The sequence below is a fragment of the Streptomyces zingiberis genome (assembly GCF_012034935.1).
Classification (GTDB): Bacteria; Actinomycetota; Actinomycetes; order Streptomycetales; family Streptomycetaceae; genus Streptomyces; species Streptomyces zingiberis.
Map to the genome: position 1 here is coordinate 53,569 of NZ_JAATEN010000002.1, position 24,473 is coordinate 78,041.

The window sequence follows — 24,473 nt, forward strand, 5'->3', positions numbered from 1 at the left end:
AACGCTCATGGAAGCCGCGATCATGGTGGTGGTTCTCCTCTTCGTACTCTTCGTGGCGGCCGGGGTGTACGCCGCGGCCAAGGCGGTGGGCGCGGCCAAGCGCGGCGTCGACCGGACGGTCGAGCAGGCCCGCCGCACCGTGGAGGACACCACGCTCAGGGCCCGGCAGTTCGCGCGGCCCGGGGCCGCGGGCGAGGTCGCGCAGTTGCGGGTCGGTCTCCGCGCCTCCCTCCGGGCCACCGAGCAGACCCTGCGCGCCGCGGCGCCGGAGGACCCCTCACTCGGTGAGGCGCTCGGCCTCTTCGACCGGCTCAACGCCCATGGGCGGGAACTGGACACCGAGCTGAGGCGCCTGGAGGGCGAGCCGGACCGCGCCGGGCTCGCCGCCCGTCTACCGGAGCTGCGGGAGCGTACGGAGCGCATCGTGCACTCGGCGGACGCGCTGCGCTGGGCGGCCCAGGACCGGGCACAGCGCTTCGCCGACGACGATCTGGCGGAACTGAGCGGACGCATTCAGATGGAGGCCGGAGCGCTACGGCACTGGGCCCCGTCCGACGATCCCTCCGAGGCGACCGGCGGCACCCCCGGAGGCCGGGCCGCCGGCAGCGCCGGATCCGCCGGAGCACGGGGGAGGGACGGCGCCGCACCGGGCTCCCCGGCCGGGACGGCGGGTCCGGCGCGTCAGGAACCACCGGCCATCACCGCTCGGGACCCACGCGCCGCCACCGGCTTCCCCTGGGAGAAGACCCGCCGCCCCGAGAGCACCACATGACCCTCCGCGTCATGGCCGGCACCACGGCGAGGACCAAGCCGACGGCCACCACGGGAGCCACGGTCACGGGAGGTCTCCGCGGCCCGGGACGCCCAGCTGCGCCGTGGCGGGGTGTGCCCGTACCGCCCGTGCGCCCCGGCGGCCCGCACCCCGCGAGGCCGTCCGGTCGCGTGGCGGCAGGGGCCGTGGTCCCCCCGGTATCCGCTCTTGTCTCCCCCCGATAACCTCCTTGTCATGTCCCGCCATGTCGCGATCGTCACCGATTCCACGGCCTATCTGCCGCAGAGCGCGATGGCCCGGCATGCCGTGCGGGCCGTGCCGCTGACCGTGGTACTCGGCGACCGGGCGCTGGAGGAGGGCACGGAGGTGTCCGCACGATCGGTCGCCCAGGCGTTGCGGCGGCGAACCCCCGTGACCACGTCCCGGCCCGGTCCGGAGATGTTCGCCACCGCCTACCGCCAGGCCGCCGAGGCCGGCGCGACGGGCATCGTCTCCCTTCATCTGTCGTCGGAGATCTCCGGCACCTATGACGCCGCGGTGCTCGCCGCGCGTGACGCGCCGGTCCCGGTGCGGGTCGTGGACACCGGCATGGTCGCGATGGCCCTCGGGTTCTGCGCGTTGACGGCGGCGGAGACCGTGGAGGCCGGCGGCACCCTGGACGAGGCCGTGGCCGCCGCGGAGAAACGGGCGGAGGGCACCACCGCCTACTTCTACGTGGACACCCTCGACTATCTGCGGCGTGGTGGCCGGATCGGGGCGGCACAGGCCCTGCTGGGCTCGGCCCTCGCGGTGAAGCCCCTCCTGCAACTGGCCGGGGGCCGGATCGAGGCCCTGGAGAAGGTCCGCACGGCTTCCAGGGCCATCGCCCGGCTGGAGGAGATCGCCGTGGAGCGGGCCGGGACGGCTCCGGTGGACATCGCGGTGCACCATCTCGCGGCTCCCGACCGGGCGGAGTCCCTGGCCGAACGGCTGCGGGCCCGCGTCCCCGGGCTGGGGGAACTGCTGGTGAGCGAAGTGGGCGCGGTCATCGGCGCGCACACCGGCCCCGGGCTGCTCGGGACGGTGGTCTCCCCCCGGTTGTGAATCGGTCTCCTCTCCCGGGCGGCCGGGCGGGTTCCACTCCGGCGGGCGCCCGGGCCAGGGCGGCTCGCCTGGCGCAGCGGGCCGAGGCACGGAGGAGGGACGGAACGGCGGCGGCCCAGGTGGATGGAAGGGGCCCGGATCCGTCGCGGCCGGCCGGGGCCGGTCGCCCCTCGGCCGGTGAGTGGCGCCGGGAGCAACCAGGGAGTCCGGTGGTACCGGCCCACCGGCCGGGCCCCGCGCGCGTGCCGCCGGGGAACGTTGTAAGGCCCCGGAGACCCGGCGCCGGAAGAGACCGAGTACACCCGGAGCACCCGGAGCACCCGGAGCACCCGGAGCACCGAAGAGGCCGACGGCCCGGATGGTCCGGGCTCCCGGGACCGCGCGGGTGGTCCGGCTGGCCCGGACGGTCGCGAAGGCCGGGAGGACCCGACGGCGGAGCGGGGCGGAGACGCGAGATCGGTTCATGTCTCGCAGTGAAGCGGAGAACGGGCCGAACAGGTGGGGTAGGACCGGCTTTTCCTTCGATCCGGTCATGAAGTTATCCACAACTGGTGAGTTGTCCACAGCTCCGCGGTGGTCCCGGCGGAGTTCCTCCGGGCTCCTCTACCGTCGCCGCCATGGACCTCTCCTCACGCTCCGTAGCCGATCGTTCCGCGCTCCTCCGTGACGGCAGCGGCGATCCCCACCGGGCCCCGGGCCGGGCCCCGGACAGCGACCGGCACCCCCGGCATCGCCACCGTGCGCGGCGGCCCACCGCCCCGGGACACGACCGGCCCGGGCCGTCCGTCACTCCGCGGGCCAGGGCCGGCAGGCTCTTCGGCGAACTGCCGGAGAGCGGGCCTCTCCCCTCCGTCGTCCCCGGTCCGGCGGGGGGAGGCCGTGCGGAGGAGCCCGAAGTCCGCTGGCCCACCCGCTGGTGGCTCGCGGTCCGCGAACGCCTCCCGTTGTGGGTGCGGGCGCGGTGCGGTACCGACCCGAGAACCCTCGCGGCCCTGGCCGTCGTGCTGGCTCTCGCCGTCGGGTACGCCGGCTACCACTTCTGGACCGGGCGCGCGGAGACGGTGCGGGCGCGGTCGGCGGAACCGGCCGCCGCGGAAGCCCCGGCCGAGCCCGGGACCGCCGCAGGGCCGGGTGGCGCGGCACCCGCGCGCGCCCATGGCTCCGCACCGGCCGTGGCCGGCGGCGGCGCCGTCGTGGTGGACGTGGTGGGGAAGGTGCGCCGCCCGGGCGTCCAGCGGCTGCCCGCCGGCTCGCGGGTCGCCGACGCGCTGCGCGCGGCGGGCGGTGTCCGCGACGGCACCGACACCGACGGGCTCAATCGCGCCCGGATCCTGACCGACGGCGAGCAGATCGTGGTGGGCGCCCCGGCGGCGGACCCGCCCGCCGCCGGCGGGGCCCCGGCCGGAGCGGCCGGGCCGGGGACGCCCGCCGTCGGCGGCGGTGGGGGCACCCCCACCGCGCCGATCAGTCTCGGTACTGCCACCCTGGAGCAGCTGGACGGGCTGCCGGGCGTCGGCCCGGTGCTGGCCCAGCGCATTCTCGACCATCGTGACCAGCAGGGCGGGTTCAGCTCTGTCGATCAGCTCCGTGAGGTCAACGGCATCGGAGAACGCCGTTTCGCAGACATCAGCCCGCTGGTGCGGCCGTGACCCGCACGGCCCGTCGCGACCGCGGAACCCCACCGGACGTGCCGCGGCCGGTGAGGGAGGGGCCGGTGGATCTGCGGCTGATTCCCTGCGCCGTGGCGGGCTGGGCCGCAGCGGCCGTCGCGCTCGGGGCACGCCCCGCCGCCGGCGCGGTCGGCGCGGTGTGCTGTGCGGTCACGGGCGTGGCGCTGCTGGCGGCCGCTCCTGCCCGGCGTGTCCTGGCCGGGGTGGCGCGGCGGCCCGCCAGGGGACGGCGTGCGGAACCTCTCCGGGGAGGCCCGGGGCCGGCCCCGGACCTCCCCGGAGGAGGTGCCGTCGCTCCGGGCCGGTGGTCGGCCCGGCCGGGCAGCGCGCGGGTGGCGGCGGCGGGAGTTCTGCTGTGCGCCTCGGCGGCGGCCGGGTCCGCCGCGCTGCACGCGGCGGACCTGTACCGGGGGCCGCTTCCCGGTCTGGCCCGGCAGGCTGCGCAGGTGACGGTGGAGGCCGAGGTCACCGGGGATCCGCGGCTCACCCGTCCGCGGGTGAACGGGCCCCGGACCGTCCCGCCCGTCGTCGTGGTCGCGGGGGAGGCCCGGCGGATCCTCGGACCGGACGGCACCGTGACGGACATCCGGACCCCGGTCCTGGTCGTGGCGCCGCGCCCCGCGGACGACCGCCCGGCGGCACGGGAGCGGCAGGCGTGGCTGAGGCTGCTGCCGACGACCCGGCTGCGGTTACGGGCTCGGGTGGTGCCACCCCTGGGTGGGGTGGACCGTACGGCGGCCGTCCTCCGGGTGACCGGCAGCGGCGGGCCGGTGGTCATCGGGGAGCCCACAGCCGTCCAGCGTGCGGCGGGTGAGCTGAGGGCAGGGCTGCGGCAGGCGTCGGACGGGCTCTCCCCGGACGCGCGGGCGCTGCTGCCCGGGCTGGTCGTGGGGGACACCTCTCGCGTCCCCGCCGATCTGGACCGCGTCTTCGACGCCACCGAACTGGTCCACCTGCTCTCCGTCAGCGGAGCCAACCTCACGATCGTGCTGGCCCTGCTGATCGGGCCACCTCATCTGGCGGTCCGGGCCGAACGGCGCGGCCTGGCTCCCCGGTTCGGCATCTCGCTGCGGGGCACGGCGGTGCTGGGCGGAGCGCTCACCCTGGCCTTCGTGGTGGTCTGCCGGCCCGAGCCGAGCGTGCTGCGGGCCGCCGCATGCGGAGGGATCACCCTGCTGGCCATTGCCACCGGCCGCCGCAGATCTCTGCTCCCGGCCCTCGCCGCGGCCGTACTGCTCCTGGTGCTGTACGACCCCTGGCTCGCCCGTTCGTACGGGTTCCTGCTGTCCGTCTCGGCCACCGGCGCGCTGCTCACGCTCGCTCCGCGCTGGAGCGCGGCGCTCCAGCGCCGCGGGGTGCCGCCCCGGGTGGCGGAGGTGCTGGCGGCCGCCGCGGCGGCACAAGCGGTGTGCGCCCCCGTGGTGGCGGTGCTCGCGTCGCGGGTGAGCCTGGTCGCCATCCCCTGCAACCTGCTCGCCGAGGTTGCTGTCGCTCCGGCCACGATCCTCGGGTTCGCGGCGCTGGCGACCGCGACCTGGGCGATGCCCGCCGCGGAGGCGCTCGCCTGGCTGGCCGGGTGGCCGGTGGAGTGGATCGCGACCGTGGCGCGCGCCGGGGCGGCACTGCCCGGAGCCGAGATGGAGTGGCCGGACGGCTGGACGGGCGGGGTGCTGCTCGTGTTGCTCACCGTCGTGCTGGTCCCCGTGGCGGGGCTGCTGGCCCGCCGCCCGTGGGTGTGCGGGGTGTGCGTGCTGGTCCTGCTGGCGGTGGTGTTCCGGCCCGCGCCACTGCCGCGGTTCGTCACCGGGTGGCCGCCACCGGACTGGCGGATGGCCGTCTGCGACGTCGGCCAAGGGGATGCTCTGGTGCTGGCGGCGGGCGGGGACCGCGCGGTGGTCGTCGACGCCGGCCCCGAGCCGGAGGCGGTGGACCGGTGCCTGCGCGACCTCGGTGTCCGCAGCGTCCCCCTGCTGGTGCTGACGCACTTCCACGCGGACCACGTGTCCGGTCTGCCCGGTCTGCTCCGGGGCCGGTCGGTGGGGGCGATCGAGACCACCACCCTCGAGGAACCCCCGGGGCAGGCCGCGTTCGTACGCCGTACGGCGTCGGCCGCGGGGGTCGAGGTGCTGCGGAGCACGCCGGGGCCGCGGCGACTGGGGCCCCTGGACTGGCAGGTCCTCTGGCCGTTGCCCGGCCGTGCGGCCGGCGGCGGGGCCAACGACGCCAGCGTCACGATGCTGGTGCGCACCGGCGGTCTGACGCTGCTGCTCCTCGGAGACCTCGAACCGCTCGCGCAGCAGCGGCTGGCGTCCACCGCGGGGTTGCCGCCGGTGGACGTCCTGAAAGTCGCCCACCATGGGTCCGCGTACCAGGACCCGGGGCTGCTGGCGCGGCTGCGGCCCCGGATCGCCCTCATCAGCTGCGGTGCCGACAACAGCTACGGGCACCCCGCCCCGCGGACGGTGGCCGCGCTCCGCGCCGGGGGCGCCGTCGTCCTGCGTACCGATCGGGACGGTTCGATCGCCGTGACCGGTCCTCGCGCGCGGCCCGCGGCGGTGGTCGCGGGAAGACGGGCCGACTCCCCGGGGCGGGCGGGCGCCCGCGGACGGCGGAACCCCCGCGGCAGGAGCGGCCCGGGACAGCGGAATCCCCGCGGAAGGAGGGACTCCCGGGGCCGGAGGGGGCCCTGCCCGAGGGGAGGTCGGTCGCCTACTCGGACTCCAGCCAGCCGTCGTACTCGGCGGCCAGCGCGTGCAGGGCCGCCGGGTCCGGGCCGGTGGCCGAGGCCTCCAGAACCACCAGCCACTGGGCGTCCTCGGCGTCGTCCTCACCGGCGAGCGCCTCCCGGACGACCTCGGGCGCCGTTCCGAGGCCGAACCGGTCGGCCGCCTCGGCAGCCGCCTCCTCGGCCGCCTCCCGGTCCGGCAGCACCAGCAGATGGTGGCGCGCGGCGACGGGAGGGGCCGGCGCCCGGTCACCGGCCGGTCCGCCGCCGGCCCAGGGGTGTGTTCCGCTCATACGCTCATTGTGCTGGACGGGGAGGAGGCACCCGCACGGCGGAGTGCGTACAGGGCCCAGGCCGCCCGGTCCGCCACCGGTCTCCGGCTGTCGGTGTCCCATGGGATGCTGGTCGGCGATGGCCAGGAAGACGACCACCGACGATCTGCTCGCCCCTGTCACCCTCGCCGTGGGCCAGGAGGAACTTCTCCTGGAGCGCGCGGTGCGAGAGGTGATCACGGCGGCGCGCGCCGCCGACCCCGACACGGATGTCCGCGACCTCACGCCCGACGCGCTGCGGCCCGGCACACTGGCCGAGCTGACCAGCCCTTCGCTCTTCGCCGAGCGCAAGGTGGTCGTCGTGCAGAACGCCCAGGACCTCTCCGCGGACACCGTGAAGGACGTCAAGTCCTATCTCGGTGCCCCGGCCGAGGAGATCACTCTGGTCCTGGTCCACGCCGGCGGGGCCAAGGGCAAAGGGCTGCTGGACGCGGCGCGCAAGGCCGGCGCCCGGGAGGTCAATTGTCCGAAGATGACCAAGCCGGCCGACCGCCTGGCATTCGTACGCGGCGAGTTCCGTGCCGCCGGGCGGGCGGCGACCGCCGAGGCGTGCCAGGCGCTGCTCGACGCACTCGGCAGTGACCTGCGCGAACTGGCGAGCGCCTGCTCCCAGCTCGCGGCGGACGTCGAGGGCCCTATCGACGAGGCGGTGGTGGCGCGGTACTACACGGGCCGGGCGGAGAGCTCCAGTTTCACCGTTGCCGACCGCGCGGTGGAGGGCCGGGCCGCGGAGGCGCTGGAAGCCCTGCGCTGGTCCCTCGCCACGGGGGTAGCCCCCGTGATGATCACCAGTGCGCTGGCCCAGGGAATCCGGGCCATCGGCAAGCTCGCCTCCGCTCCGCGCGGCGCGCGCCCCGGTGACCTCGCCCGGGACCTCGGCATGCCGCCGTGGAAGATCGACCGGGTACGGCAGCAGATGCGCGGCTGGTCCGCCGACGGGGTGTCGGACGCCTTGCGGGCCGTCGCGGAGGCGGACGCGGCCGTGAAGGGCGGTGGCCTCGACCCGGGTTACGCGCTGGAGAAGGCCGTCGTGGCGGTGGCGCGCGCGGCGCGCCCGGCCCGTCCGGTGGGCTGACGGGGCCCTCGCCGGCAGCCCGGGGTCCGTCCTCTCCGGGCACGGCCATGGGGCGCCACCGCCCCCTCCAGGTCCGTCACCTTCAGGGCCGCCGCCCCAAGGCCGCCGCTCGGGACCGTCGCCCCGGACGGCCAACCCAGGGCTGCCGCCCAAGGGCTGGCCGGCCCCCCGGACTGCCGGCCCAGGAACGCCGAAGGCCCCGTGACCCCTGGGGAAGGGGTCACGGGACCTCGGATCGAACCGTGTGCGCCGCACCCGCGTGGCGAACGCAGGCCGCGTGCGGCGTGTGCCGCGGCCGGGGGCCGCGGATGAAGAGAGGTGTGCCGGTACGGAGCGGTTGAGAGGGCCCGCTGAGTCCGTCACCGGCCGGCCGGGACACCGGTCCCGGTCCGGGTGGCTCTTCGCCGGCCGGGGCGGGGTGCCGCCGGACCGCTCGGAGCCTGCCATCGGGCTTCCGGCCGGAGGGGCCGGACGCGCCGGGGCGTGCCGGGCTGTGTGCCGGAGGCTCAGCCCTGCGCGGAGGAGACCCGGTGGGCCAGCGCCGACTTCTTGTTGGCGGCGGCGTTCTTGTGGATCACGCCCTTGCTGGCGGCCTTGTCGAGCTTCCGGGAGGCCTCGCGGGCGAGAACGGTGGCCTTCTCCAGGTCACCGGCCTCGACGGCCTCACGGGTCTTGCGGATCGCGGTCTTGAGCGAGGACTTGACGGCCTTGTTCCGCTGGCGCGCCTTCTCGTTCGTCTTGTTCCGCTTGATCTGGGACTTGATGTTCGCCACGTAAAGAGCCTTTGCAGATACGTCGGGTTTCCCCGGGGATTCCTGGGCTGTGCGTCCCGCCTGTCCGCCCGGGCTCGCCGGTGACCGCTCACCGGTGACTCACCCTGGGCTCACCTGCCCTGGGACGCACCTGTGTGGTCTCCGGCCGGTCCGGCGGAGGCGCCGTGTGAAGAGGGCACGGGACGCGGTGGACCAGGCTACCAGCAGGCCGGAGGCCTCCCAAACCGGACCGGGCCCCGCGGCCATGGGACGATGGGGGGAAGGTCACCGCGCGGTCCGTCCGGCGGACGAGTCGCCGAACGGCATCGGCCGTACGGTACGGCGTCACCGCACGACCGCGCAGGAGGTGACGGCCGGCTCCGTGACCTGGCCCGCACGGCCGATCGGGCACCACCCGCGACGCCACCGTGCGACCGCAGAACGACGGCGGGAACGACCCGATCGACCAGAAGCGACAGAACGGCCGGAACCACGGAGCAGCCGGAACCACAGCACGAGCCGGAACCACAGCACGATCAGAACGGCCGGGACCCGGTCCGGAACCTCTCCGGCCCGGCCCCCGGAAGCAAAAGCCAGAACCGAAACAGAACCAGAACGACCAAGCTGCGTCTCATCACCGAATGGACCCTGCGTGCCCGCGACCCCTACCCATGTGCCGGAGCCGAGCCGTACCGATCCGGCGCTGATCCGCAACTTCTGCATCATCGCGCACATCGACCACGGGAAGTCGACCCTCGCCGACCGGATGCTCCAGCTGACCGGCGTGGTCGAGCAACGTCAGATGCGTGCCCAGTATCTCGACCGCATGGACATCGAGCGTGAGCGCGGCATCACCATCAAGTCCCAGGCGGTGCGCCTCCCGTGGGCACCCTCGGCCGGTGAGGGCCGGGACACCACCCACGTGCTCAACATGATCGACACGCCCGGGCACGTCGACTTCACCTATGAGGTCTCCCGCTCCCTGGCCGCCTGTGAGGGCTGCATCCTCCTGGTGGACGCGGCCCAGGGCATCGAGGCCCAGACCCTCGCCAACCTCTATCTGGCGATGGAGAACGAGCTCACGATCATCCCGGTGCTCAACAAGATCGACCTGCCGGCCGCGCAGCCCGAGAAGTTCGCCGCCGAGCTGGCGCACCTCATCGGCTGTGACCCGGCCGACGTGCTGAAGGTCTCGGCGAAGACCGGTGAGGGCGTGGCGGAGCTGCTGGACAAGGTCGTCGCGGAGGTCCCGCCGCCGGTGGGGAACGCGGACGCCCCGGCCCGAGCGATGATCTTCGACTCGGTCTACGACGCCTACCGCGGTGTGGTCACGTATGTGAAGGTCGTCGACGGGGCGCTCGCCAGGCGGGAGCGCATCCGCATGATGTCCACCGGCGCGACGCACGAGCTGCTGGAGATCGGTGTCAGCTCGCCCGAGATGTCCTCCTCCGACGGTCTCGGCGTCGGTGAGGTCGGTTATCTGATCACCGGGGTGAAGGACGTCCGCCAGTCCAAGGTCGGCGACACGGTCACCCTCTATTCGAAGGGCGCCACGGAGCCGCTGGGCGGCTACAAGGACCCCAAGCCGATGGTCTTCTCCGGCCTCTACCCGCTGGACGGCTCGGACTACCCGGAGCTCCGGGAGGCCCTCGACAAGCTCCAGCTCAACGACGCCGCCCTGGTCTACGAGCCGGAGACCTCCGCCGCGCTGGGCTTCGGCTTCCGGGTGGGCTTCCTGGGCCTGCTGCACCTGGACGTCATCCGGGAGCGGCTGGAGCGGGAGTTCGGTCTCGGCCTGATCGCCACCGCGCCGAACGTGATCTACCGGGTGGTCATGGAGGACGGTACCGAGTACCAGGTCACCAACCCCAGTGAGTTCCCCACCGGCAAGATCGCCGAGGTGCACGAGCCGGTGGTCCGGGCGACGCTCCTCGCCCCCAGCGAGTTCATCGGCGCGATCATGGAGCTCTGCCAGACCCGCCGCGGCACCCTCCTGGGCATGGACTACCTCTCCGAGGACCGGGTCGAGCTCCGCTACACCCTGCCGCTGGCCGAGATCGTCTTCGACTTCTTCGACGCGCTGAAGTCCAAGACCCGCGGCTACGCCTCGCTCGACTACGAGCCCACCGGTGAGCAGGCCGCGGACCTCGTCAAGGTGGACATCCTCCTCCACGGGGACAAGGTGGACGCCTTCTCGGCCATCACCCACAAGGAGAAGGCGTACGCCTACGGGGTGCGGCTGGTCGCCAAGTTGCGCGAGCTCATCCCGCGGCAGAACTTCGAGGTGCCCATCCAGGCCGCCATCGGCAGCCGGGTCATCGCCCGGGAGACGGTCCGCGCCATCCGCAAGGACGTCCTCGCCAAGTGCTACGGCGGTGACATCTCCCGTAAGCGGAAGCTGCTGGAGAAGCAGAAGGAGGGCAAGAAGCGCATGAAGATGGTCGGCAACGTGGAGGTGCCGCAGGAGGCGTTCATCGCGGTGCTCTCCTCCGACGCCGCCCCCGGGGACGGCAAGGCCAAGAAGTAGCGGCGGCTGCCGGCTCCGGGCCGGAGCCGGCTGGCGGGCAGCCGGGACGCCGCAGTCCCGGCTGCCGCCGCCGTACCGGCTCCGCACGTGCCGGCTCCCGCCGTGCCGTCTCCGCCGCCACGCGGGTGTTGGCCGTCCCCCGCGCGGGAGGCGCGGGGGACGCGTCCGCCCCGCGCCCTCCCGTCCCGTCGAGCGGGCCCGCCCCGCTCCCGGCGGGGCCGGCCCGGCCCTCCGCCGGCCCCGGGACCGTGCACGAAAGGTGAGGTCCGGGGCGTAACCCGTGACCCTCAGCCTCTTACGCGCCGGGCCGTCCGCCGTCTACGCTGAGCCTTCCCCCCAGGTTACTCGCCAGTTAAACAGGTTCCGTCACAGCGCCGTAGCGGGCACGGAGGAAGTCGTGAGCGACACCCAGACGTTGATCGAGAACAGGCCGCCCTCCGTGGCGACGCTCTTCCTCGAGCGGGTCGAGTCCACCCCGGACCGGGAGGCGTACCGCTACCCCGTGCCGCCCGCCTCCGGCCAGGGGCCGGACGACTGGCGCTCGTACACCTGGGCCCAGGCGGCCGAGCGGGTCTTCGCCCTGGCCGCGGGTCTGATCGACCTCGGGGTCGAGCCCGAGCAGCGGGTGGCCATCGCCTCCTCCACCCGGGTGGAGTGGATCCTCGCCGACCTCGGCATCCTCTGCGCGGGCGCCGCGACCACCACGGTCTACCCCAGCACCAACACCGAGGAGACGGCCTACATCCTCGCCGATTCCAGCAGCCGGGTGCTGATCGCGGAGGACGCGGAGCAGCTCGCCAAGGCCCGCGAGTGCCGGGACGGCCTGCCCGAGCTGAGCCATGTCGTGGTCCTCGACGAGGCCGCGGCCACCCCCGCCGCGGGGGACCCCGACGGCTGGGTCCTCTCCCTCGCCGCGCTCGAGCGGCGCGGGGCCGCGCGGCTGGAGGCGGAGCCGGACCTGGTCCGGGGGCGGGTCGACGGGCTCGCCGCCGACCAGCTCGCGACCCTCATCTACACCTCCGGTACCACCGGCCGTCCCAAGGGCGTCCGGCTCCAGCACGACTGCTGGTCGTACATGGCGCGCGCGATCGAGGCCAGCGGGCTGGCGAACACCGAGGACGTGCAGTACCTCTGGCTGCCGCTGGCCCATGTCTTCGGCAAGGTGCTCACGGCCGGCCAGATCGGCGTGGGGCACGTCACCGCCGTCGACGGCCGCATCGACAAGATCATCGAGAATCTGCCGGTGGTCCGGCCGACGTACATGGCCGCCGTACCGCGGATCTTCGAGAAGGTCTACAACGGCGTGGCGTCCAAGGCGCGCGCCGGGGGCGGCGCCAAGTACAAGATCTTCCAGTGGGCGGCCGGCGTGGCCCGCGAGTACGCCCGGGTCTCCCAGGAGAACTACCGCCGCACCGGCAAGGCCGGCGCCCCGCTGGGCCTGACCGCCCAGCACGCCGTCGCCGACAAGCTCGTCTACGCCAAGCTGCGGGCGGCCTTCGGCGGCCGGCTGCGCGCGGCGATCTCCGGTTCCGCGGCGCTCGCCCCGGACATCGGCTTCTTCTTCTCCGGCGCCGGCGTCCACATCCTGGAGGGCTACGGGCTCACCGAGTCCAGCGCCGCCAGTTTCGTCAACCCCGGTGAGGCGTACCGCACCGGCACCGTCGGCAAGCCCATGCCCGGCACCGAGGTGCGGATCGCCGACGACGGCGAGATCCTGCTCCGCGGCCCCGGCATCATGCAGGGCTACCACGGGCTCCCGGAGAAGACCGCCGAGGTGCTGGAGGCGGACGGCTGGCTCCACACCGGGGACATCGGCGAGCTCTCCCCGGACGGCTATCTGCGGATCACCGACCGCAAGAAGGACCTCATCAAGACCTCCAGCGGTAAGTACATCGCCCCGGCCGAGGTGGAGGGCCAGTTCAAGGCGGTCTGCCCGTTCGTCTCCAACATCCTCGTGCACGGCGCCGACCGGAACTACTGCACGGCGCTCATAGCGCTCGACGAGGTCACGGTCATGAAGTGGGCCGAGGAGCACGGCATGGCCGGCAAGCCGTACGCCGAGGTCGTCGCCTCCCCGCAGATGGTGGAGGTGATCGACGGCTATGTACGGCGCCTCAACGAGGGGCTGCAGCGCTGGCAGACGATCAAGAAGTTCCGCCTCCTCCCGCGTGACCTGGACGTCGAGCACGGCGAGTTGACCCCGAGCCTCAAGCTCAAGCGCCCGGTGGTGGAGCGTGAGTACCGGCACCTCCTGGAGGAGATGTACGCGGGTTCCCGGGAGGCCTGAGCCGCCCGGCGCGGGCCCGGCACGGCGGAGAGCCGCACCGGGCCCGCGCCCGTCCCCGCTCCTTCCGCGCGCCCGTCCCGGTCCATTCCGCGCTCCGGGCGGGCAGCGGCGGCCACCGGCCGCGGGGGACGGCGGCGGGGACCGCCGCCGGATGACGGACAATGGCCGGTATGCCCTCCGTACTCCCCGACGGCGCCCCCGTGCCCGCCGACGGCGCGCTGCCCCCGCACGCGCTGGACGGCGCGGCGGAGCGCCCGCTCGGCTTCTACCTGCACGTGCCGTACTGCGCCACCCGCTGCGGTTACTGCGACTTCAACACCTACACCGCCGCCGAGCTGCGCGGCTCGGGCGGCGCGCTCGCCTCCCGGGAGAACTACGCGGAGACCCTGGCGGAGGAGATCCGGCTGGCGCGCAAGGTGCTGGGCGACGATCCCCGTCCCGTCTCGACGATCTTCGTCGGCGGTGGCACGCCGACCCTGCTGCCGGCCGCCGATCTGGTGCGGATGGTGGGCGCCGTCCGGGAGGAGTTCGGGCTGGCGGCGGACGCCGAGGTCACCACCGAGGCCAACCCGGAGTCGGTGACCCCGCGGAGCCTGGCGGAGCTGCGGGAGGGCGGCTTCAACCGCGTCTCGTTCGGGATGCAGAGCGCCCGCCGGCACGTCCTGCGGGTGCTGGACCGCACCCACACACCGGGCCGCCCCGAGCGCTGCGTGGCGGAGGCCCGGGCGGCCGGTTTCGAGCATGTCAACCTCGACCTGATCTACGGCACCCCCGGGGAGAGCGACGACGACTGGCGCGCCTCGCTGGACGCCGCGCTCGGCGCGGGCCCGGACCATGTCTCGGCGTACGCGCTGATCGTGGAGGAGGGGACCGGGCTCGCCCGGCGGATCCGGCGCGGCGAGGTGGCCCCGACCGACGACGACGTCCACGCCGACCGGTACCTCCTCGCGGAGGAGCGGCTGTCCGCCGCCGGCCTGCGGTGGTACGAGGTGTCCAACTGGGCGGCCACCGAGGCGGCCCGCTGCCGCCACAACGAGCTGTACTGGCGCGGCGGGGACTGGTGGGGCGCCGGTCCCGGCGCGCACAGTCACGTCGGCGGCGTGCGCTGGTGGAACGTGAAGCACCCCGGCGCGTACGCCCAGGCGCTCGCCGAGAGCCGCAGCCCCGGCGCCGGACGTGAACTGCTGTCGGCGGAGGACCGCCGGGTGGAGCGGATCCTGCTCGAACTGCGGCTCGCCGACGGCTGCCCGCTGGACCTGCTGGCCCCGGCCGGGCTCCGGGCCGCGGAGCGCGCCGTCGCGGACGGGCTGCTGCTGCCGGAGCCGTACGGGCGCGGCCGGGCGGTGCTGACCCTGCGCGGGCGGCTCCTCGCCGACGCGGTCGTCCGCGACCTGGTCGACTGACACCGGCGCCGGGAGAGGGCCGCCGCGGGCCCGGCCCCGGGGCCCGGGCTACTCCGGGATCGCCGTCACATGGTCGATGAGTTCCTCGACCCGCCCGAGCAGCGCCGGTTCCAGATCGCGGAAGGAGCGGACCGAGCCCAGGACGCGCTGCCAGGCGGCGCCGGTGTTCTCCGGCCAGCCCAGCGCCCGGCAGACGCCCGTCTTCCAGTCCTGGCCCCGCGGCACGGTGGGCCAGGCCGGGATGCCCACCGAGGAGGGCTTCACCGCCTCCCAGATGTCGATGTACGGATGCCCGACGACCAGCACGTGCTCGCCGCCGGCGGCCGCCCGGGCCTCGGCGGCGATCCGCTCCTCCTTGGAGCCGGGCACGAGGTGGTCCACGAGGACCCCGAGCCGGGCGTCCGCCGTGGGACCGAACTCCCGGACCACCGCCGGAAGGTCGTCGACCCCCTCCAGGTACTCGACCACCACGCCCTCGACGCGCAGGTCGTCGCCCCACACCCGTTCGACCAGCTCGGCGTCGTGCCGTCCCTCGACGTAGATCCGCCCGGCGCGCGCCACCCGCGCCCGCGCCCCCGGGACGGCGATCGACCCCGAGGCGGTACGCGCCGGGGTGCGTGTACCGGCGGGCGGGGCGGCGGCCGGGCGCACCAGCGTCACCACGCGCCCCTCCAGCAGGAAGCCGCGGGGCTCCATCGGGAAGACCCGGTGCCGGCCGAAGCGGTCCTCCAGGGTGACCACCGGCCCCTGCGCGGTCTTCTCGCAGCGGACCACCGCGCCGCACCAGCCGGTCGTGACCTCCTCGACGACCAGATCCGGCTCGGCCGCCACCTCGGGCACCGGCCGGGACTTCTTCCACGGCGGGGTCAGATCGGGTCCGTAACGTCTGCTGCGCATGGGGCCGACCCTACGAACGCGGCGCGGCCGCCGGTCACGACACGCCGAACCGGCGCACCAGCGCGTCCCGTTGGCCCCGCACGAAGGCGGCGTCCACGATCGCTCCGTGACCGGGCACGTACAGCGCGTCCTCGCCGCCGAGCGCGAGCAGCCGGTCCAGCGCGGCCGGCCAGCGCCCCGGCACGGCGTCGGGCCCGGCCTGGGGCTCGCCGGACTCCTCGACGAGGTCGCCGCAGAAGACCACGCAGGGCTCGCCGGGCACCAGGACCGCCAGGTCGTGCCCGGTGTGCCCGGGTCCCAGGTTGGCGAGCACGGCGCGCCGCCCGCCGCCGAGGTCCACCGCCATCTCCCCGGAGACCGGGTGGCGGGGGCGGACCAGCAGGGCCACGGCCTCGGCGGCCTCCGCCGCGGGCAGGCCGTGGGCGACCGCGTCGGCCGCCAGGGCGTCCCGCCCGCCGGCGAGCAGCCCGTCCAGGCCGACGGCCGCGTAGCTCGCGGCGCCCGCGAAGGCCGCCGCGCCGAGGACGTGGTCGAAATGGCCGTGGGTGAGTGCGAGATGGGTCACGTCCCGCCCGGCGATCCGCCGCGCCTGCCGGCGGATCTCCGCGCCCTCGGCGAGGCTCGCGCCGGCGTCCACCAGGAGTACCGCGTCCGGCCCGAACACCAGGCCGGTGGTCGCGTCCCACCGCGGCAGCCTGCGGCGGGCCACGCCCGGCGCGGGCCGCTCCCAGTCCGCCGCGTCCTGTTCCGCGCCGTCTCCCGTGCCCGCTCCCGTGCCGTCTCCCGCACCCTGTGGCAGCTCCATGCGCCCGACGGTAACCCGCCGGGACCCGCGCGGGAGCGGCGCCCGCGCCCGGGGACCGCCGCGGTCGCGCCCCCGTTCCCGTCTCCTGCCGCGTCCGGCCTTGCCCTTGACGTACCGGACGGCCGTACACTTGGCCGGGACACTGGCACTCCCGTCGACCGAGTGCCAGGGCCTGTCAGGACCTGTCGGGACCTGTCAGGCAGGGTTGCCAGGCAGGACTGTCAGGTCAGGACTGCCAGGCAGGACTGCCAGGCTCTGCCGGGAACAGAGCCGCCGGAGTTGCCGGAGGCGCCGGGAACCGGACCGCCGGGACCGGCGCGACCGAGGGGAGGTGAGCGTGATGCTGAGCGAACGCAGGCTCGAAGTGCTCCGGGCCATCGTCCAGGACTACGTCGGCACGGAGGAGCCCGTCGGTTCCAAGGCGCTCACGGAGCGCCACCAGCTCGGGGTCTCGCCCGCGACGGTGCGGAACGACATGGCCGCGCTGGAGGACGAGGGTTTCATCGCCCAGCCGCACACCAGTGCCGGGCGCATCCCCACCGACAAGGGCTACCGTCTCTTCGTCGACCGGCTGGCGGGCGTCAAGCCGCTCTCCCAGGCCGAGCGCCGGGCCATCCAGAACTTCCTCGACGGAGCGGTGGACCTCGACGACGTCGTGGGCCGCACCGTGCGGCTGCTCGCGCAGCTCACCCGGCAGGTCGCGGTGGTGCAGTACCCCTCGCTCACCCGCTCCACGGTGCGCCATGTCGAGCTGCTCTCGCTGGCGCCCGCCCGGGTCATGCTGGTGCTGATCACCGACACGGGCCGGGTCGAGCAGCGGATGGTGGACTGCCCGGCTCCGTTCGGGGAGACGGCGCTGGCCGATCTCCGGGCCCGGCTCAACAGCGCCGTCTCGGGGCACCGGTTCGCGGATGTGCCGCGCTTGGTGCAGGATCTTCCGGAGTCCTTCGAGGCGGAGGACCGCGGGTCGGTCTCCACGGTGCTCGCCACCTTGATGGAGACCCTCGTCGAGGAGACGGAGGAGCGGCTGATGATCGGCGGAACCGCCAATCTCACCCGCTTCGGGCACGACTTCCCGCTGACCATCAGGCCCGTGCTGGAGGCCCTGGAGGAGCAGGTCGTGCTGTTGCGCCTGCTCGGCGCCTCCGAGGAGCCGGGCATGACGGTGCGTATCGGGCACGAGAACGCCCATGAGGGCCTGACGTCCACATCCGTCGTCGCGGTGGGCTACGGTTCGGGCGACGAGGCGGTCGCAAAACTCGGCGTGGTCGGACCGACCCGCATGGACTACCCCGGAACGATGGGAGCGGTACGCGCAGTGGCACGTTACGTCGGACAGATCCTGGCGGAGTCGTAAGTGGCCACCGACTACTACGCCGTACTGGGCGTGAGCCGGGACGCGGGACAGGACGAGATCAAGAAGGCGTTCCGCCGCCTCGCCCGCGAGCTGCACCCGGACGTCAATCCGGACCCGAAGACGCAGGAGCGGTTCAAGGAGATCAACGCCGCCTACGAGGTGCTGTCGGACCCGCAGAAGAAGCAGGTCTACGACCTCGGCGGGGACCCGATCTCCGGAGGCGGCGGGGGCGCCGGGGCGGGCTTCGGCGCCGCCGGTTTCGGCAACTTCTCCGACATCATGGACGCCTTCTTCGGCACGGCGTCGCAGCGCGGCCCGCGCTCCCGGACCCGGCGCGGTCAGGACGCGATGATCCGGCTGGACGTGGAGCTGGACGAGGCCGCCTTCGGCACCACGAAGGACATCCAGGTCGACACCGCCGTGGTCTGCAACACCTGCAACGGCGAGGGCGCCGCGCCCGGCACCTCCGCGCAGACCTGTGACATGTGCCGCGGCCGGGGCGAGGTCTCCCAGGTCACCCGGTCCTTCCTGGGCCAGGTCATGACTTCCCGCCCCTGCCCGCAGTGCCAGGGCTTCGGCACCGTCGTGCCGACCCCCTGCCACGAGTGCGCGGGCGACGGCCGGGTCCGCTCCCGCCGCACCCTCACGGTGAAGATCCCCGCGGGTGTGGACAACGGCACCCGCATCCAGCTCGCCGGCGAGGGCGAGGTCGGCCCCGGCGGCGGCCCGGCCGGTGATCTGTACGTGGAGATCCACGAGGTGCCGCACCCGGTGTTCCAGCGCCGGGGTGACGACCTGCACTGCACGGTCACCATCCCGATGACGGCCGCCGCCCTCGGCACCCAGTGCCCGCTGGAGACGCTGGACGGCATGGAGGAGGTCGACATCCGGCCCGGTACGCAGTCCGGTCAGTCGATCCCGCTCCACCAGCGCGGCATCAAGCATCTGCGCGGCGGCGGGCGCGGCGATCTGATCGTCCACGTCGAGGTGCAGACCCCGGGCAAGCTCGACGCCCAGCAGGAGGATCTGCTCCGCCAGCTCGCCACGTTGCGTGGCGAGGAGCGCCCGGCCGGTCACTTCCAGCCCGGTCAGCAGGGTCTCTTCTCCCGGCTGAAGGACGCCTTCAACGGCCGCTGAGCGCCGGCGTCACCCCCCGGCCCGGCCGGGGGGTGACCCCGTGCGCCCGGCGGCCCGTTCCCGCGCCCCGGCGGCTCGGTCGCGGCCCGGCCCCGGGCCCCGGGCCGCCCGGCTCGTCGGGGCGGCCCCCGTGGCACCATGTGCCGCATGGCTGCTGCAACGGGGGGCGCCCCCGCGGTGAGAGACCTCCCCGGCGTCCCGGGCCTCTGCCCGTCCCGGATCGTCCAGGCGCCCATGGCGGGCGGCGCCTCCGGCCCGGAGCTGGCCGCCGCGGTGTCGGGGGCGGGCGGTCTGGGCTTCCTGGCGGCCGGCTACAAGACGCCGGACGCCGTCCGCGAGGAGATCCTGGCGCTGCGCGCGCTCACCGGCCGGCCCTTCGGCGTCAATCTCTTCCTGCCGCAGCCGCCCCCCGCCGACCCCGCCGCGGTCGACGCCTATGCCGGGCGGCTCGCCTCCGAGGCCGCCCGGTACGGCACCCCGCTCGGCGACCCCGGCACCGACGGCGACGGCGGCTCCGACGGGCACGACGGGCACGACGGGCACGACGGGCACGACCGGTACGACGGGTACGACGGGCACGACGGGTACGCAGCCAAGCTGGCGGTCGTGACCGAGGCCCGGGTCCCCGTGGTGTCCTTCACCTTCGGCTGCCCCGCGCCGGAGGCCCTGGCGGCCCTCGCCGCCGCCGGCACCCTCACCGTCGTGACCGTCACCTCCGTCGCCGAGGCGGTGGCGGCGGAACGGGCGGGGGCCGCCGCGCTCTGCGTCCAGGGCACCGAGGCCGGCGGGCACCAGGGCACCCACCGCGACGACCCGCGGGCCGACGGCGGGGCCGGGCTGGGGCTGCTGACCCTGCTCGCCCTGGTGCGCGAGGCCGTGGCGCTGCCGCTGATCGCGGCGGGCGGGCTGATGCGGGGCGCCCAGATCGCGGCCGTCCTGGCCGCCGGGGCCACCGCCGCGCAGCTCGGCACGGCGTTCCTCGTCTGCCCGGAGTCCGGGGCGAGCGAGCTCCACCGGCGGGCGCTGACCGACCCCCTCTTTCCCACCACCGAGCTCACCCGCGCCTTCTCCGGCCGCCCGGCCCGCGGGCTGGTCAACCGCTTCCTGCGGGACCACGGCCGCCACGCTCCGGCGGCCTACCCCCAGGTGCACCGGATGACCGCCGGGCTGCGGCGGGCCGCCGCCCGGGCCGGGGACCCCCACGGCATGGCGCTCTGGGCCGGGCAGGGGCACCGGCTGGCCCGTCCGCTGCCCGCCGCCGAACTGGTCCGCGTCCTCGTGGCGGAGACGGACGCGGCCCGCGCCGCCCTCTGCCCGGCCGCCGTGCCGTCCCCGGACGCTCCTGCCGCCGTCCCCGATCCGGGCCCGCCCGCGTCCGGCTCCACGGCGCGGGACGTGCCGACCGTGCCCTCCGTGCCGCCGGCGTCCTCCGCCCAGTCGGCCCATCCGGCCCATCCGGCCCAGCCCGTCCCGTCCCGTGAGGGGGAGCCCACGTGACCGCCCCGGTGTTCCTGCTCGGCGAGGACCGTCCCCTCGCGCCCGGCCGCGTCCTGCTCGACGGGCCGGAGGGCCGCCACGCCGTCTCCGTCCGGCGGCTGCGCCCCGGCGAGGAGATCGTGCTGACGGACGGCCGGGGGACCGGCGGCCTCGGCACCGTCGCCGAGGTGGCGGGCAAGGACCGGCTGACGGTGGAGGTCACGGAGATCCGCCACGAGTCCGCGCCCGCCCCCCGCATCACCGTGGTGCAGGCCCTGGCCAAGGGCGACCGCGGCGAACTCGCCGTGGAGACCATGACGGAGACCGGCGTGGACGCCGTCGTCCCCTGGACCGCCGCGCGCTGCGTCACCCGGTGGACGGGGGAGCGGGGCGAGAAGTCGCTCGCCAAGTGGCGGGCCACCGCCCGCGAGGCGGGCAAGCAGGCCCGCCGGCTGCGGCTGCCCGAGGTGACCGGTCCGATGTCCACCCGGCAGGTGGCCGCCCTGCTCGCGGACGCCGCCTTCGCGGCTGTGCTCCACGAGGAGGGCACGGAGCCGCTGGCGGCCGCCCCGCTGCCGGAGGACGGGGAGATCGTGCTGGTCGTCGGGCCGGAGGGCGGGGTCACGCCGGACGAGCTGGCGGCGTTCACGGCGGCGGGCGCCCGCCCGTACCGGCTCGGCCCGACCGTGCTGCGCACCTCCACGGCGGGCACGGCCGCCACGGCGCTGCTGCTGGGGCGCACCGGCCGCTGGTCCTGAACGGCCGGTGGCGACGGCGCGTGGCGGGCCGGCCGCCACGCGCCACCGGCCTCAGAGGGGCGGCAGCTCCGGCGGCGTCCGCGCCGGGTTCTCCTCCAGCGTGGCCAGCGCGATCCGGATCGCCTCGTCGAGCTGCGGGTCCCGCCCGGCGGCCGCGTCCTGCGGGGTGTGCACCACCTCCACGTCCGGGTCGACGCCGTGGTTCTCCAGGTCCCAGCCGACGCCCTCCATCCAGGTCGCGTACTTGGGCTGGGTCACGGTGGTGCCGTCCACGAGGTCGTAGCGGCTGTCGATGCCGATGACGCCGCCCCAGGTGCGGGTGCCGACCACGGGGCCGATGCCGAGCGCCTTCACGGCCGCGCCCACGATGTCGCCGTCCGAGCCGGAGAACTCGTTGGCCACGGCGACCACCGGCCCGCGCGGCGCGTCCTGCGGGTAGCTGAACGGCCGCATCCCGCGCGGGAGGTCCCAGCCGACGATCCGGCGGGCGAGCTTCTCCACGACGAGCTGCGAGGTGTGCCCGCCGCGGTTCTCCCGCACGTCCACGACCAGGCCGTCGCGGATCATCTCCACCCGCAGGTCCCGGTGGAGCTGCGCCCAGCCGGAGCCGACCATGTCGGGCACGTGCAGATAGCCCAGCCGCCCGCCGGAGCGCTCGTGGACGTGGGCGCGGCGGCCGGCGACCCAGTCGTGGTAGCGCAGCGGCTCCTCGTCGGAGATCGGCACCACCACCGCGTGACGCGGCGCACCCCCACCGGCCGGGCCGACGGTCAGTTCGACCGGCTTGCCGGCCGCGCCGACCAGCAGTGGCCCCGGGCCGGCCAGGGAGTCCACCGGGCGGCCGTCGACGGCGAGGATCGCGTCCCCGGCGCGGATCGCCACCCCCGGCGCGGCCAGCGGCGAGCGGGCCTGCGGGTCGGAGGTCTCGGACGGCAGCACCCGGGTGACCCGCCACACACCCTCCTCGTCCCGTTCGAGGTCGGCGCCGAGCAGCCCCTGCCGGTGCGCGGCGTCGCTCCAGCCGCCGGAGGGGAGGATGTAGGCGTGGGAGGTGCCCAGTTCGCCCTGGACCTCCCAGAGCAGGTCGACCAGGTCGCTGTGGGTGGCGACCTTGTCCAGCACCGGCCGGTAGCGCTCCAGGACGCCGTCCCAGTCCACGCCGCCGAGGTCGGGCCGCCAGAAGTTGTCCCGCATCAGCCGGCCGGTCTCGGCGTACATCTGCCGCCACTCGGCGGCCGGTTCGACGGTGAGCCGCACCCGGGAGAGATCGACGGTGATGTTGTCGTCGCCGTCGTCGTCGGGGCTCTTGCTGTCGGCGGGCACCACCCGCAGCTTGTGGCCGGTGGAGAGCAGCACCCGCTTGCCGTCGCCGCTGACCGCGTAGTCCTCGGCGTCGTCGGCGAGGTGCTCGGAGCGCTGCTGCACCAGGTCGTAGCGGTCCAGGGAGGTGGACGGCCCGGAGGTGTCCGGCGCCAGCGCGGACCCGATCACCCCGCGCACCGGGTGGCGCATCCACAGCACACCGCCCTCCGCGGCGCGCAGGGTGGAGTAGCGCGCGGCCTCGACGGGGAACGGCACGATGCGGTCGGCGAGCCCGTCGACGTCCACGCGGGTGGCGGGCACCGCGGAGGAGCCGGATCCGGCGGAGCCGCGCCCGTCGCCCTCGTCGCCGCCGTCCCGCTCCGGCGTCGGCGGGCGGCCGTGCCGGTACGGGCCGAAGGGCGACGGCGTGGACGCGGCCAGGGTGATCAGATGCGGCCGGCAGGCGCCGACGAACGCCAGGTCGAACACGTGCGCGTCGTAGACCGGGTCGAAGGCGCGTTCGGAGAGGAAGGCCAGATGGCGGCCGTCGGTGGTGAAGGCGGGGGAGAAGTCGCGGAAGCGCAGCGGGGTCGCCTCCGACACGGCCAGGCCCGCGGTGTCGGCGATCCTGAGCTGGCGGAGCGCGCCCGGCCCGGGGTGTGACCAGGCCAGCCAGCCGGAGTCGGGGGAGAAGACCAGGCCGTCGGCGTCGCCGTCCTCGCTCCGGTCCACCTCGCGCACCTCGCCGGTCTCCCGCTCCACGAGCAGCACCCGCCCGTCGTGGGAGGCGACGGCGATCCGCCCGCCGTCCGGCGCGACGGCCAGGTCCAGCACCCGGCCGAGCTGCCCGGCGGCCAGACGGCGCGGCACGCCGCCCGGTTCGCCGCCGGTGGCCGGGGCGAGGGCCAGCGCGTCGTCGCCCTCCGCGTCGGTGACCCACACGACGTGCTCCGCGCCGTCCACCCGGAACACCCGCGGCATCCGGTCCCGCTGCCCGGGCACGGCGGACAGCGCGCGGGACGGGCCCTCGCGGTGGGTCACCCAGTGCACCGTGCCCCGCACCTCCACGGCGCTGCTGCGGCCGGCGTGGTCGGGCCGCGCCTCGCCCAGGTGGTGAGCGGCGCGCACGGGGTGCGGCTGGAGGTCGGTACGGGAGCCGCCGAGCCGGATGTCGAGCCGGCGGGGGCCGGTACCGGCGGTGTCACCGGCGGCACCGGTGTCACCGGTGTCACCGGTGTGATCAGTGTCATCGGTGCCGTCGAGGCCGTCCAGCAGCCACAGTTCCCCGCCCGAGGCGTAGGCGACCCGCGTCCCGTCACCGGCGGCGTGCCGGGCGTAGAAGCCGCCGAGCGGGCTGTGCCGGCGCAGGTCCGAGCCGTCGGGCAGCGAGGAGTACAGGGCGCCGGTGGACTCGTGGTCGGAGAGGAACGCGATGCGCCCGCCGATCCACAGCGGCTGCTCGATGTTGCCGTCGAGCTCGGCGTGGACGCGGTGGAACGCGCCGCCGCCGTCCGGGTCCAGCCAGAGCTTCCCGGTGGTGCCGCCCCGGTAGCGCTTCCAGGACGAGGCGTCCCGGCCCATCGTCGCGGAGAGCAGCAGCACCGCGCCCTCCGGCCCGTACGCCACCGCGCCGACGGGGCCGTACGGCAGGGTGCGGGCGGGACCGCCGTCCAGCGGCACGGCCCGCGCCCAGGTACGGCGGGAGGACGCCTGACCGGCGGCGGTGATCACCACCACCTCGCCCCCGGGCGTCCAGCCGCGGACGGCGGTCCGGGCGTTGCCCCAGTACGTCAGCCGCCGGGAGGGGCCGCCGTCCACGGGGGCCACATGGACCTCCGGCGCCCCGTCGCGGGTGGAGGTCCAGGCCACGTGGTGCCCGTCGGGCGATATCCGCGGGTGCGAGACCGGCATGTTGTCCGTGCTGACCCGCCAGGCACGGCCGCCGTCGAGCGGAGCCGCCCAGACGTCGTCCTCGGCGGTGAAAGTGATCAACTCGCCGTGCGGATGCGGGAAGCGGAGGTACGAAGGCTGCGTCACAACTGCAACCCTATGCACCCATTACCGGACCCGACAGGGGGCACCGGCGGTTCCCCGCCGGGCCGGGGCACCCGGGGG

16 protein-coding genes and 1 pseudogene are annotated in these 24,473 nt (G+C 75.1%); 12 read left to right on the plus strand and 5 right to left on the minus strand.

Annotated elements, in window-relative coordinates; genetic code table 11:
* The first annotated feature begins 7 nt into the window (after window positions 1-7).
* The 4 genes and pseudogenes from HCK00_RS02500 to HCK00_RS02515 form a co-directional block, all read left to right on the plus strand.
* The gene (locus HCK00_RS02500; protein WP_168100065.1) at window positions 8-772 is read left to right on the plus strand and encodes a hypothetical protein; all 765 of its coding nucleotides are present in this window, start codon (window positions 8-10) and stop codon (window positions 770-772) included.
* A gap of 234 nt (window positions 773-1,006) precedes the next feature.
* The gene (locus HCK00_RS02505) at window positions 1,007-1,855 is read left to right on the plus strand and encodes a DegV family protein (RefSeq protein WP_168100066.1); all 849 of its coding nucleotides are present in this window, start codon (window positions 1,007-1,009) and stop codon (window positions 1,853-1,855) included.
* 617 nt (window positions 1,856-2,472) lie between these two features.
* On the plus strand, window positions 2,473-3,504 hold the full coding sequence (locus HCK00_RS02510; RefSeq protein ID WP_168100067.1) for a ComEA family DNA-binding protein: 1,032 nt from the start codon (window positions 2,473-2,475) through the stop codon (window positions 3,502-3,504).
* A pseudogene (locus tag HCK00_RS02515) lies at window positions 3,501-6,068 on the plus strand (ComEC/Rec2 family competence protein); the annotation flags it as partial. The gene HCK00_RS02510 and the pseudogene HCK00_RS02515, both read left to right, overlap by 4 nt.
* A gap of 166 nt (window positions 6,069-6,234) precedes the next feature.
* Here the strand turns inward: HCK00_RS02515 and HCK00_RS27215 are convergent.
* Entirely contained in the window at window positions 6,235-6,462 is a 228-nt protein-coding gene (locus tag HCK00_RS27215; RefSeq protein ID WP_240965209.1) for a hypothetical protein, read from the minus strand.
* Window positions 6,463-6,661: 199 nt separating this feature from the next.
* Here HCK00_RS27215 and holA point away from each other — a divergent pair, with 199 nt between their 5' ends.
* Entirely contained in the window at window positions 6,662-7,657 is a 996-nt protein-coding gene (gene holA / locus HCK00_RS02520; RefSeq protein WP_168100068.1) for a DNA polymerase III subunit delta, read from the plus strand.
* 506 nt (window positions 7,658-8,163) lie between these two features.
* On the opposite strand, the gene rpsT is transcribed toward holA, so the two are convergent.
* Window positions 8,164-8,430, minus strand: a complete 267-nt coding sequence (gene rpsT, locus HCK00_RS02525) for a 30S ribosomal protein S20 (protein ID WP_168100069.1) — start codon at window positions 8,428-8,430, stop codon at window positions 8,164-8,166.
* Window positions 8,431-9,061: 631 nt separating this feature from the next.
* Here rpsT and lepA point away from each other — a divergent pair.
* From lepA to hemW, 3 genes are all read left to right on the plus strand, one after another.
* Window positions 9,062-10,936, plus strand: a complete 1,875-nt coding sequence (gene lepA / locus HCK00_RS02530) for a translation elongation factor 4 (RefSeq protein ID WP_168100070.1) — start codon at window positions 9,062-9,064, stop codon at window positions 10,934-10,936.
* Window positions 10,937-11,333: 397 nt separating this feature from the next.
* On the plus strand, window positions 11,334-13,223 hold the full coding sequence (locus tag HCK00_RS02535; protein WP_168100071.1) for an AMP-dependent synthetase/ligase: 1,890 nt from the start codon (window positions 11,334-11,336) through the stop codon (window positions 13,221-13,223).
* A gap of 170 nt (window positions 13,224-13,393) precedes the next feature.
* On the plus strand, window positions 13,394-14,626 hold the full coding sequence (gene hemW, locus HCK00_RS02540) for a radical SAM family heme chaperone HemW (RefSeq protein ID WP_168100072.1): 1,233 nt from the start codon (window positions 13,394-13,396) through the stop codon (window positions 14,624-14,626).
* Between the two features lie 48 nt (window positions 14,627-14,674).
* On the opposite strand, the gene HCK00_RS02545 is transcribed toward hemW, so the two are convergent.
* Window positions 14,675-15,523, minus strand: coding sequence for a DUF3097 domain-containing protein (locus tag HCK00_RS02545; protein WP_168100073.1), 849 nt, complete (start codon window positions 15,521-15,523; stop codon window positions 14,675-14,677).
* Between the two features lie 34 nt (window positions 15,524-15,557).
* On the minus strand, window positions 15,558-16,328 hold the full coding sequence (locus tag HCK00_RS02550; protein ID WP_168100074.1) for an MBL fold metallo-hydrolase: 771 nt from the start codon (window positions 16,326-16,328) through the stop codon (window positions 15,558-15,560).
* 340 nt (window positions 16,329-16,668) lie between these two features.
* Here HCK00_RS02550 and hrcA point away from each other — a divergent pair, with 340 nt between their 5' ends.
* From hrcA to HCK00_RS02570, 4 genes are all read left to right on the plus strand, one after another.
* A complete protein-coding gene (gene hrcA / locus HCK00_RS02555) occupies window positions 16,669-17,685 on the plus strand; it encodes a heat-inducible transcriptional repressor HrcA (RefSeq protein WP_168100375.1) in 1,017 nt (338 codons plus the stop codon).
* Window positions 17,686-18,822, plus strand: a complete 1,137-nt coding sequence (gene dnaJ, locus HCK00_RS02560; RefSeq protein ID WP_168100075.1) for a molecular chaperone DnaJ — start codon at window positions 17,686-17,688, stop codon at window positions 18,820-18,822. It begins immediately after the preceding gene.
* A 234-nt stretch (window positions 18,823-19,056) separates the two neighbouring features.
* A complete protein-coding gene (locus HCK00_RS02565) occupies window positions 19,057-20,319 on the plus strand; it encodes a nitronate monooxygenase (RefSeq protein ID WP_168100376.1) in 1,263 nt (420 codons plus the stop codon).
* Window positions 20,316-21,056, plus strand: coding sequence for a 16S rRNA (uracil(1498)-N(3))-methyltransferase (locus tag HCK00_RS02570; RefSeq protein ID WP_168100076.1), 741 nt, complete (start codon window positions 20,316-20,318; stop codon window positions 21,054-21,056). Before HCK00_RS02565 ends, HCK00_RS02570 begins: the two co-directional genes overlap by 4 nt.
* Before the next feature lie 51 nt (window positions 21,057-21,107).
* On the opposite strand, the gene HCK00_RS02575 is transcribed toward HCK00_RS02570, so the two are convergent.
* Window positions 21,108-24,395 carry a S41 family peptidase gene (locus HCK00_RS02575; RefSeq protein ID WP_168100077.1) on the minus strand — a complete coding sequence of 1,096 codons (3,288 nt, stop codon included), beginning with the start codon at window positions 24,393-24,395 and terminating at the stop codon, window positions 21,108-21,110.
* Window positions 24,396-24,473: the final 78 nt, after the last annotated feature.